Annotated in this window: 8 protein-coding genes; 2 read left to right on the top strand and 6 right to left on the bottom strand. The window is 58.4% G+C overall.

Annotation, left to right across the window (positions count from 1 at the left end; all coding sequences use genetic code 11):
* From J3T93_RS09775 to J3T93_RS09765, 3 genes are all read right to left on the bottom strand, one after another.
* Nucleotides 1-1,648, bottom strand: a 1,648-nt coding sequence (locus J3T93_RS09775) for an InlB B-repeat-containing protein (RefSeq protein WP_267431527.1), incomplete at its 3' end; no start/stop codon positions are given.
* A gap of 454 nt (nt 1,649-2,102) precedes the next feature.
* Complete coding sequence (locus tag J3T93_RS09770) at nt 2,103-3,167, bottom strand: hypothetical protein (RefSeq protein WP_267431526.1); 1,065 nt, start codon at nt 3,165-3,167, stop codon at nt 2,103-2,105.
* A 133-nt stretch (nt 3,168-3,300) separates the two neighbouring features.
* Entirely contained in the window at nt 3,301-4,152 is an 852-nt protein-coding gene (locus tag J3T93_RS09765; RefSeq protein WP_267401192.1) for a helix-turn-helix domain-containing protein, read from the bottom strand.
* 266 nt (nt 4,153-4,418) lie between these two features.
* Here J3T93_RS09765 and J3T93_RS09760 point away from each other — a divergent pair, with 266 nt between their 5' ends.
* Complete coding sequence (locus J3T93_RS09760) at nt 4,419-5,918, top strand: oligopeptide:H+ symporter (RefSeq protein WP_267431525.1); 1,500 nt, start codon at nt 4,419-4,421, stop codon at nt 5,916-5,918.
* On the top strand, nt 5,915-8,086 hold the full coding sequence (locus J3T93_RS09755; RefSeq protein ID WP_267431524.1) for a glycoside hydrolase family 127 protein: 2,172 nt from the start codon (nt 5,915-5,917) through the stop codon (nt 8,084-8,086). The genes J3T93_RS09760 and J3T93_RS09755 overlap by 4 nt, the downstream gene beginning before the upstream one ends.
* Nucleotides 8,087-8,099: 13 nt before the next feature.
* Here the strand turns inward: J3T93_RS09755 and J3T93_RS09750 are convergent, their stop codons facing one another.
* The 3 genes from J3T93_RS09750 to J3T93_RS09740 form a co-directional block, all read right to left on the bottom strand.
* Nucleotides 8,100-9,527, bottom strand: coding sequence for an MFS transporter (locus J3T93_RS09750; RefSeq protein ID WP_267431523.1), 1,428 nt, complete (start codon nt 9,525-9,527; stop codon nt 8,100-8,102).
* A complete protein-coding gene (locus J3T93_RS09745) occupies nt 9,524-9,973 on the bottom strand; it encodes a MarR family winged helix-turn-helix transcriptional regulator (RefSeq protein ID WP_267431522.1) in 450 nt (149 codons plus the stop codon). Before J3T93_RS09745 ends, J3T93_RS09750 begins: the two co-directional genes overlap by 4 nt.
* A 222-nt stretch (nt 9,974-10,195) precedes the next feature.
* Nucleotides 10,196-11,233: a LacI family DNA-binding transcriptional regulator gene (locus J3T93_RS09740; RefSeq protein ID WP_267431521.1), complete on the bottom strand. Its 1,038-nt coding sequence runs from the start codon at nt 11,231-11,233 to the stop codon at nt 10,196-10,198.
* Nucleotides 11,234-11,624: the final 391 nt, after the last annotated feature.

Raw genomic sequence — 11,624 nt, 5'->3', positions numbered from 1 at the left:
GGACATCAGTAGGCGTGGTGGCGCCGGGGAAGACGACCATGACCGGCCGGTTCCGGTCGGTGGTGGTGCCGTCGCCCAGCTGGCCGTTGCCGTTGACTCCCCAGGTGTAGAGCTGGCCGTCCGAGCCGATCGCCGCGGAATGGTTGCAGCCTAGGATCGCGTATTTCCAGGTGAATCCGTCGGGGGCTCCTTGGGGCTTGCCGACCGGGATTGGCCTGCTCCTGTTGGTGGTGGTGCCGTCGCCCAGCTGGCCGTATTCGTTGCTTCCCCAGATGTAGAAGCTGCCGTCCGAGCCTAAAGCCTCTGTATGCCAGTCGCCTAGGCTGATTTGTTTCCAGGTGAATCCGTCGGGGGCTCCTTGGGGCTTGCCGACCAAGGTCGGCGTGTGCCGGTCGGTGGTGGTGCCGTCGCCCAGCTGGGCTCTGTAGTTCTGTCCCCAGGTGTAGAGGTTGCCGTCCGAGCCGATGGCCGCGGAATGCTGCCAGCCTATGCTGACCTGTTTCCAGGTGAATCCGTCGGGGGCTCCTTGGGGCTTGCCGACCAGGACTGGCCTGCTCCTGTCGGTGGTGGTGCCGTCGCCCAGCTGGCCGTACTGGTTGTTCCCCCATGTGTAGAGGTTGCCGTCCGAGCCGAATGCTGCGGTATTCAAGTCTCCTAGGATGAATCGTTTCCAGGTGAATTTTTCTGGCGCGCCTTGGGGCTTGCCGACCGGGATTGGCCTGTTGCGGTTGGTGGTGGTGCCGTCGCCCAGCTGGCCATGGCCGTTGTCACCCCAGGTGTACAGGTTGCCGTCCGAGCCGAACGCCGCGGAATGGGACCAGCCTATGCTGGCTTGTTTCCAAATGAATCCTTCTGGCGCGCCTTGGGGCTTCTTCACTTGGACTGGCGTGTTCCTGTTGGTGTTGGTGCCGTCGCCCAGCTCGCCGCCGCCGTTGTCTCCCCAGGTGTAGAGGCTGCCGTCCGAGGCGAGGACCGCGGAATGCATGCCGCCCATGCTGAGCTGGCTGAATTTGATGCCGCGCTGTTCTGGCGGGGTGAGGGTGACCTTGGCGCCCCCGGTTATAGGCCCTTGGCTGGGGCTGATGGACCAGTTGCCGTCTCCCTTGGTCCACCGGGCGGTCAGGGCGATGCTGCGGTTGACAGGCTGGGTGAAGTCGTAGGCGACATCGCCTTGGAACCAGCCGTCGAACAGGTACCCGTCCCTGGACGGGTCGGGGCTGGGCCGGCTGGCCTGCCCCCCGTCGGGGATGGTCTGCCCGCCGATGCTGCTGCCGCCGGCCGGGTCGAAGCTGACCGTCCAGGTTTGGGAGGATTGGGCTTGCGGCCGGCTGCCTGTGGTGTCGGGAGCGTCGGGCGCGGCCAGGGGGGAGGATGACGGCAGTGGGGAGGATGTGGTCAGCGGGGATGAAGGGGCTGGCGGGGTGGCGGTCAGCGCGCTGCCAGCGGCGTCGGGCTGCCGGCTATCTGCGCTGGGGGTTTCGGGGTCCTGCTTCCTTGGGTTTTCCAGGGTGGCGTGCGTGGCCGTGCCGGATGGTTTGCCGACGGTGGCATCGGCTGCGGCCAAGCCTCCGGCCAGGAGGCTGGCAGGCAGGATGACGACAAGCAAGATGCCGATGGCCCTGGCCGAGATGTTCGAATGCTGGCGCATGATATGCACAAACCCCTATCCACGCATACGCGGTCATGCTTCCCAGTGCCCCCGCCTCATGTAAAGCCGCAAGCCGCACATGTATTCCCTACAACCAGAAACAACCTTATCACGCTCAGCCTCATCACTTTAAAGCGAAGCATCCCGCTCCCAGCAGCAGGGGCGTCCGTCATACGGCTGCCCTTCACCTTTGGAACATTAACAGGGTAACTTTTTAGGGATTCTTGCGGGCTTGTCTGGTCGATTCCTCATGCTTATGTCGGTTCGTGGAACAGTGAATGCCTGGGGGGGGGGTCCGAAGACATTCCGCTTGTGTGGAAAGCACCAGTTGTTGATTTTTGCATCGGTCGGTTACAAGTGTGGCTGATGACATTGATCAGCAAGTGATTCCCTCTTACCTTCAAGTGAGAGAGACTGGCCTTGGGCAGGATGACTGGCTAAAGTTTTAGTGCCCTCAGGGCAACTGGTCCATATGCCCGCTGTAGTCGTGGTTGACTGCATTGGTATCCCAAGGGTAGGGCAGAGCGGTCTGCGGATATATGTCCGCAAGCAGGTCGTAGCCGATCGGGTCGTATTCGTGCAGCTCATTCCTGGTGTTGAGCGGGCCTCGGACCCCGTCCCAGGTGTCGTCGGCGCTCTCGGCCATGACGTTGAACCACATGGATGTAAGGGTGGCGAAGTACTCTTCGATGTTGCCGATCAGGTAGGTTCGCGGCCAGAGTCCAGCCTCCATTGCATGGCTGTAGGCGGCCTGGATTCGATGGGCCAGACTCTGATCTTCCAGACGGTTGATGCCCAGCAGGTGGATGGCGTGGCCGAATTCATGGGCCAGTATGGACTCGTTGGGGTAGCGGGTCTGATGCATGCCCTCGGTGGTGCGCTCGATATTGGCGGCGGAGATGGAGGTGACCGGGTCGCCGATCATGCCGCCGTACCCTTCCACAGGGCGATCCATAATCTGGGCGCCGCCACGATGTTCAGGTATGTCATAGACATCCTCATGAGGTCCGTAGATGGCGACCCTGGCCCCAAGGGAGATCATGGTCCGGGCTATCCGCGGCGATGCGGACATCATGGTGTCGATCAGGTCGGCCGCCAACAGCCGGGTGTGGTGCCTGACGTCGTCAGATGACTCGATGGGGATTCCGCAGCGGCAGTTGGTGAACTGCGTATACTGGCAGTGCCAGTTGTTGACCACGATCTCGACTTCCGGATCGGCCTGCTGACCCTGTTGATTGACTATGGCCGCTTCCGCTCGTACGGACAGGCGTCCCAGAACAGTGCGATCCAAGGGTTCTCTGGTAATCAACGTGGACCGTTTCTTGATGGGCTCATAGACATTGAGCAGATTCCACTCCACGTCGGTCCTCTCCATCAGCGGCAGAGGATGGTCGTCCAGGGACAGACGGAAATGCCTGGGATCTGAGGCTCCCTCCACCTCCTGGTCCCAGTAGAGCTCGATGCGTCGAGGATCGATCATCTGGCTGAAAATCATCCGAGGCGGGTTGGTGTGAGGCATGGGGATCTCCCTTCGTTGCAAAATCACCTTGCTGTTTTCATCCTATGAGCGTCGGCCGCGAAATCGGCCTGGCAGAGACCACTGCGTCATTAAAACTCACCTATTGTCCTTATGATCGACCCGGTTGTAGCGCTCAGTGGGAGTTGAAGTGCCTTTGGTGAAAGGTTCTTCGGTAGCGGGTGGGGCTGATGCCGGTGTTGCGTTTGAATACCTTCATGAAGTATTTGTCGTCCTTGTACCCGACGATGGCCCCGATGCCTTCCACTGTGTCGTCGGTCTCCACCAGCAGCGACTTAGCCGCCTCCATGCGGAAGCGTTCGATCTCCTGGGAAATGGTGATGCCGAACTTCTGCCGGTATTTGCGCGATAGGTAGCTTTTGTTGTAGCTGAAGTAGTCGGCGATTTGGCTCAGGCTGATCGGCCCCAGAGCGTGTATGCGGATCCAGTCGCGCACCGGCTGCAGTTCATGAATGTTCATAGACGGGGTGTGCAGAAGCTGCTTGGCCTGCATGGTCACCTCATAAAGCACGCAGGCCAGGATAGCATTCAGATAGTGTTGATCGCCGTGCATCTGGTAGACGTCCAGCAACTGGTTGGTGATGACGGTGATCCGGTCCATGAACAGGTGCTCGCTGTAGGCAGGCAGGAGGATGCTCGAAGCCTCGTCCGCTTCGGGATCATCGCTGTTGCCTCTGACTGGGGTCAAGCCAGGCAGATTGAAATGCATCCAATCGAATCGCAGGCTCTCGGTGATGGCGCGAAATCCTCGATGCTCTAGGTTGGGAGGCACGATCAGGAAGGTGCTCGGACCCACCATGTAGCGCGTATCGCCAATCTGCAAGGGCAAAATGCCCTGGATGTTGCAGATGATTTCGAAGGTCCTGATGACGCGTCTGCTGTGCTGCCAGCCTGGGTCGCCTATAAAGGTGCCGGCAGACACCAGCTCGGGCTGCGGCTGGCTTTCCTGGTCATAGAACAATGTCATGAAAATCGACCTCTCGTCGGAGAAAATAGGTAAAAAAACCACACGTATTGTGAATTCTAGGCCACCGGCTTTGAGATTCGCCATCACTACCATTAAAGGCAGCATAGGCAGCGGAGCCTAGGCATATGAGAAAGAGACGGAACGACCGTGGCAGACCGAACCATACCAGCGCAGGGGTCGGTGACCCAGACGCCTGTAAAGAATCTATACCTCAAAATCATCCACCTTTTCTATAAATTCACCACTATTCCGGGAGCGATGCAATCATGAAACACACGGAGAGCACCTTGGAAGAGGTCAGGGACGACAAGGGCTTCTTCGGACATCCTCGTGCTATCGGGACCCTGGCTCTGGGCAATTTCTGCAACTCGGCCGCCTGGGGCGCATTCTACGCACTGATGATCTACTACCTCTACACCCCATTCTCCAAGGGGCTGGGGTTCTCCCAGGGGGATGCGGCTCTGATGATCGCGGCCATGGGAGCGGCCAACGGGTTGCTCAATATCGTGGGCAGCTGGCTGTCTGACAGGGTCCTGGGAATGCGTAAGGCGCTGATACTAGGCAATCTTCTCAAGGCCACAGCCTTCTTCATCCTTGCTATACCGCCGACCAGGCAGGTCTTCGGGCAGACCATGGCCTACATCGCCCTGGTGCTGCTGTCCATGCCCATCATGGGGATGTCCAATGCCTCCCTGACCGGGCAGCTCTACCGCAAGGAGGATGCCCGCAGACGCGACGCGGCATTCACCATCCACCAGTTTGCCAACACGGTGGCTGGGATCATCACCCCGGTCGTGGTGGGCCAGATCGGTCTGAGCAACTACCATATCGGCTTCGCTGTGGCCGGGATCTTTGCCCTGCTCTACGGCGCGGCTATCTTCTTCACACAGTATCGGTTCTTTGGACCCCTGGGTGAGGCTCCCATCAAGCCCCTGTCGGCCCAGGAGCGCCAGAAGATACTCAAGGGTCTGGTCATCGGGTTAGTTTTGCTGGCGCTGGTCATCGCCGCCCTGGTCCTGACCAAGCATTTCAACCTGAATGCCATCGTCAACGCCGTCACCACCTTCGCTTTCGTAGTACCCATCTGCTTCCTAGTCAACCTGTTCACCAAAAAAGACCTGACCGCCCGTGATCACACCCATCTTCGGGCCTTTCTCTGGTTCTTCTTCGCTCAGATCGTCATGGCCCTGGGCGCCACTCTGTTGACCAGCGCCATCGCCATTTTCCTGGACAAGAAGGTCAACCGGGTGATCTTCGGTATCACCATCGCCCCGGGTTCGCTCCAAGTCATCTACATGGTCATGGATCTGATAGCCGGGCCTATTTTCATCTTCCTGTGGACTAAAACCCGTGTCGGGGCAATCCGGACCACCTATAAATATGGTATGGGGTTGCTGGTCACGGCTCTGGCTTTCTTCACGCTGACCATACCCTCCCTGATTCTGGGTGGGAGCGGATCATCCGGCTACTCTCTTTGGTGGGTGCTGATTTACTACGCCTTCATGGCCCTGTCCGACCAGCTCGTAGGTCCGATCGGCAGCTCCCTGGTCTCCGGACTCTCTCCTGAGTCCTATGAGACCCAGCTGCAGACGGCATGGAACCAGACCGCGGCCATCGGCAATGCCATTGCCATCATTTTCTTCAAATTCTTCCAGACGGCCGATCAGCAGGTCTATCTTTTTCCCATCGTGGCTGCGGCCCTGGCGACTGTTGCGCTGGTGCTAACCGTCTTCAGCCGTCACATAGAAAGGCAGATGGCAGCATGAGTCAGCAATTCAATATGAGCGGGCCTATTGAGATCAGCCAGGCCAGCGTCGACGACCCCTTCTGGTCAGCCGAGCAGGAGCTGGTCAGAACAGCGGTCCTGCCCTACCAATGGAGGGCTCTCAACGACCAGGTGCCTGGTGCTTCGTCCAGCTACTGCATGCACAATTTTCGCGCTGCCGCCGCTCTCAACGAGAGGCTGAATGGGCAGGAGGGAAGTGGAGACTTCCAGCCGCCGACTTACACCAATCAGGGATTCCACTGCCTGCCGAAGGATCCGGATCATCCCGATCCGGATAAGTTCTATGGTTACGTTTTCCAGGACACCGACTTCTCCAAATGGGTGGAAGCCGTGGGGTACTCCCTGGCGCATCATCCGGATGCTGAACTGGAGCGGCTTGCCGACGGGGCGATAGACATTGTCTGTGCCGCCCAACTGGACAGCGGATACCTGGACACCTACTACATCCTCAACGGGATGAACCGGCACTTCACCAATCTCAAGGATCATCATGAGCTCTACTCCCTGGGCCATTTGATAGAGGGTGCCATCGCCTATTTCCAGGGCACGGGCAAGACCAAGCTTTTGCATGCGGCCGAGCGGTTTGCCGACTATGTGGCTGCGACTTTCGGACCGGCCGACGATCAGCTGCACGGCTATCCGGGTCACGAGATTGCCGAGATGGCTCTGATCCGCCTGTATGAGACCACCGGAATCAAGCGGTATCTGGACCTGGCGGCCTACTTCGTCAATCAGCGGGGAACAAGCCCCCTCTACTTCGAGCAGGAGGATCGGCAGAGGGCAGCCTATGAGCATGCCAACTTCACTGTCGACGACAGCAGGCCAGCACCCTATGCCTACTATCAGGCCCATGAACCGGTGGCTCAGCAACGTCAAGCCGTCGGGCATGCGGTCAGGGCCGGGTATCTATATTCGGGAGTTGCCGATGTGGCCAGGTTGACCGAGGACTCTGCACTGAATGAGGCGGTGCATGCCATCTGGCGTGACATTGTTGATAAGAAACTCTACGTCACGGGAGGGGTGGGTGCCGACGCGGATGCCGAATCGCACTCCTATGCCTACGACCTGCCCAACGACACCGGATATTGTGAAACCTGCGCTTCTGTGGCTCTGATCTTCTTCGCCCGTAGAATGCTGCAGCTGGACCCCAGATCGGAATATGCCGACGTGATGGAGCTGGCCCTCTATAACACGGTGCTTGACGGTATGGCCATGGATGGCAAGAGCTTCTTCTATGGCAATCCCCTCGAGGTCAGGCCCCAGACCAAGCTGAACAAGGATCCCCGCTACAGTTACGTGCCCGTCGTGCGTAAACGGTGGTTCGGATGCGCCTGCTGCCCGCCCAACTTGGCCCGCCTGGTCGAATCGGTGCAGAATTACGCTTACACCCTTGCCGAGGATGGGTCCACGTTCTTTGTACACCTCTACATCGGCGGTAGGATCCAGACGGACTTGGGGGAGGGGTCGATCGCTTTGCAGGTGCATTCGGAATTGCCTTGGAAGGGTGTAATCCGCCTAAAGGTTCAGGCTTCCGGTGATGGCTTGACCACCCTGGCTCTCCGTCTGCCTTCCTGGGCTGGCGGCGATGCAGCTGCCGATGCGGTGACGGTCCGCACAGGCCAAGGTTCCTCGGATGTTATCAGCCGACGTGTGGAACAGGGGTACCTCTACCTTTCCGGTCCCTGGAAGAAGGGCGATCGGATCGACATCGACTTCGACATGCCAGTGCGTGCTGTTGCTGCCAATCCTCTGGTCAGCCAGGATGCGGACAAGGTGGCGGTGACCAGGGGACCCATAGTCTACTGCGCCGAGGAAAGGGACAACGGGGCCAACCTGCATCTGCTGCATCTGGACGGCAATGCCTTGTCGGGTGATGCAAGCCGCGTGAGAGTCGAGCCCTTCACTTTTCAGGCCGGGGCATATCTCGACGATTCTAAGGCCGAGGGTCATGTCGATGCGGTCAGCCGCAGCATGGTCAGACTGCGGGCGCCAGCCTGGCGGGAGTCAGCAGACGGGGCTGATACTGCTCCGCTCTACCGTCAATGGCAACCGGTCCGTCGTATGCCGACCACGGCCACCCTGATTCCCTATTTCGCTTGGTCTAACCGTGGCGAAAACGAGATGAGGGTTTTCTTGAACGTGGACTGAAGGCTGCCATCCCTCAAGCATGCTGCGGTTTCTGAGAGCGACGCAGGGCGGCCAGAATCAGCAGAACCTCCAGGGTGCCAACGATCAGCAGCAAGATCAAGGCATGCTGGGAGCCATTGATGGTGCCCAGCCGCCGGTCTGCCACTGCGGCCTGGCCTGCTGCTACGATGGTGGCCGCCAGGCTGCTGCCGATGGCTGCGGCGAACTGCTGGACGGTGTTGAAAATGGCGTTGCCGTCGGCCTGTTGCTCCGAGCTCAGCCGATGCAGACCGTTGGTCATGATGTTGCCGAAGCTCAGCCCGATGCCCAGCATGAAGAAAATATAGAGCACCAGGACGGTTATGGCTGTCAGTCGGCGGGCCGTCAGAGCAAATCCGAGGAGGCCGACAAAGGCAACACAGCTACCGCTGATGATGGGAATGCGCGGGCCTAGCTGATCGTAGAGCCTGCCGGAGAGCGGTGCCAGAACAGCTCCGATCGCCGCACCCGGCAGCAACACCAGTCCGGCCTGCAGAGAGGTGCATCCATCAACCAGCTGCAGGTGGTTGGGCAAGATGAAGGAGAGAGCCAGGGCACAGATCTCGAATAGAATGTAGGCTCCGACATGCAGGGAGAAGCAACTGTCAGTGAACAAGTACACGTCGATGATCGGATAGGCCTGATGCTGGGCGCGGAGGCTGAACGCTGTCAGGGCGACAAGCCCCAGGGCCAGCGTTCCGCCAAACCTCCAGGAGAGCCATCCTGCCGATGCGTTGCTGATGCCGAAGATCAGACCTGCAAACCCTAGAACCATCAGGAACACGTCAAGCGGGCCCAGCCCGGCCGCTTGCCTGTCTGCGGACACAGGAACCGAGGGTATACAGGCCAGGCCGGTCACCAGCGAGATGACCAGTACTGGGATCAGGATGATAAAGACGAAACGCCATCCGATCGTGGTCGCTACCAAACCGCCGAAGGTGGGGCCGACGGCTGGTCCGATAGCTGTAATCAGGGTGCCTACGCCCATCATGGTGCCGATGCGCTTTGTCGGGATCTCCTGGAGGATGATGTTGAACATCAGCGGCAGGGCGATACTGGTGCCCAACCCTTGTATGGCCCTTCCCAGCAGCAGGAGCGGGAAGATTGGAGCCAGCGCGTCGATGACCAGTCCGGTCAGGAAGAGCAGGTTAGCGCACAGAAAGAGGGTTCGGCTGCGGAATCGGCGTTTGAGGGCCGCCGAGAGCGGGGTGATGGAGGCAACGACCAAGAGGTAAAGGGTGGTCATCCATTGCACGCTGGAGGTTCCGATGCCAAAATGGCTCATGAGGGCAGGGAAGGTGATATTCATGGCCGTTTCCACGATCACGCCGCAGAAGGACATGATGCCAGTGGCTACTACAGCGCCGATTACCATACGGGGGATCGCTGTACTTTGCTCTTGGGCTGCTTGGGTTGAGCTCATGAGTGAGACTCCTTTCCGGCCTGGGAGGAATCACCGGAATTCAAGGAGATGAAATAGGCCAGCACACGATCGAAGGCAGCCAGATCACGCTGGTCGAACTGGCGCTCCATGGCCTTTTGCTGGCTGTCTATATATACCCGCACGGCTTTCTGCAGGGCCCGGGCCTTTGCGGTCGGAACAATGATGCGTTGACGGCCGTCCCCGGGATCCCGTTTGGCGCCGACCAGTCCGCTGGCCTCCATACGCTGCAGGATTTTTGTCGTTGTAGACGGGCGGATGTCGAATTCCATTTCTATGTCCCGTTGGGTGTGGTCCTGGGACTCGCCCAGGAAGTCGATGATGGACATCTGGGTGCCTGTGAGCCCATATCGAGCCGCGTAGGCATCCATGGATCGTGACATGAGGTTGGCTGCCCGTTTGATTCGCTTGCCGTAGTCTTTGCTCAAAGGCCCTCCCTTGGATTGATCGTTAGCTACCTAATGAATAATCTCCCAAGTATGGACAAACGTTCATGTCGGGTTGTTAAAGGCAGCAATGAGGTCTTTGGATTCTTCTGCAGGCATCGCAGAAGTCTGCCGCACCCTTGCAGCAAGCAGCGTAGTACTTGTGATCTGACATCTACTTGGGCCAAAGCTATGATGCCGTGTCAGATGGTCCGGGGGAAGTTGTTAATTTTGCCTGACTTGTTTCTGTCGCTGGCTGATGTCGATGACCGAGCCGCGCTGGATCAACTTCGCCGGAATAAGCGTCTTGGTGTTTGTAGGAACGTATTCTCCCTCACACTGGAGCTTGACTTTTGCAAAGGCCTCACGCCCGATGGTTTCAAAATCCATGCGCATGGTAGTCAGACTCAATCTTGGGACCGTTCCGATCAGAGAATCGTCGACACCGATCACGCTGACATCTTCAGGTACTCTTTTGCCGGAGTCTTTGAGGCCCTCAATGGCTCCATAAGCCATCTGGTCGTTGGCTGCATAGATGGCTGTGCAATCAGCTTCATGCGCCAAGGCTCGTCCTGCCTCATACCCGCTGTCTGCTTCCCAATCACCTATATAAGTCGGCGGCACTGGGATGCCGTAAGCCTGAAGAACGTCCCTCCATCCCTTGGCCCGGCTTTCCGCAGCTCGTGAAGTCGAGGGGCCTGAGATGTGGTAAACAGTGCGGTGGCCTTTTTTGAGCAGATATTCGACAGCCGAAGTTGAGCATCCGTATTGATCGGCATCGATAGTGGGGCAATGAGGGGAAGGCTTCTCGGTGATGAGCACGACGGGAAGCTCCTTGCTGGGTCTAAAACGACCAAAATCGCCGACTCTTTGTTCAAGCACCACGATGACGCCGTCCACAGGCAACTGCTTCATCTGCTCTAGGATATCCGCTAAGGTAATTTCCGATGAGTGGTTGACGACGTGGACGGTCGCCGCATATCCGAATTCTGATGCGGCTTCCACAGCGCCGTCCAGGATGCGTGCATTGCCAAATGTGGTGATGTTGAACAGGACGATGCCAATATTGTTGAACCGGCCGTGCTTCAGCGCCCTGGCGGCATAATTCGGTCGGTAGCCCAAGGCTTCCATGGCGTTCAGCACTTTTTGTCTGGTGTTCGGGCGCACAGCTGTGCTGTCATTAACGACTCGCGACACAGTTTGCGGCGATACCTCGGCAAACTGTGCAACGTCCTGTATCGATACCTGTTTCTTCCGTCCCATGCCTACCTGATCCAGCTCATGGGAGCTTGCCGTCCTTAGCGTCGGTTGCTCCTTGGTGGCAGACAATATGTTTGCGACACCATTTTTGCAAACACCATTATATCAGAGATTCAGAGAATATTTGATTCGCAGATACGTGCTATTATGATAACGAAAACATCCGGTGAACGTCCATTGCAGTTCGATATGGTCGGAGCTTGTTTGTTTGTGTTGTTGTAGCGCTTCGAGGGAGAAGGTCAGATATGGCTGCTGTTGCTAGCGGCGATGCTACCCGGTCAAGCAGTGCACCCCGGGGCCACGTGAGTTCTCGTTGGCGTGGTTGGTTGTTTATGGGGCCGTTTGCGGTGGTGTTTGTGGTGGTGTTTGTGGTGCCGGTGGTGTATGCGGTGTG

It is taken from the genome of Bifidobacterium sp. B4111 (assembly GCF_026537235.1).
In the GTDB taxonomy this organism is placed as follows: Bacteria; Actinomycetota; Actinomycetes; order Actinomycetales; family Bifidobacteriaceae; genus Bombiscardovia.
This window is presented reverse-complemented; position numbering and strand designations above follow the sequence as displayed.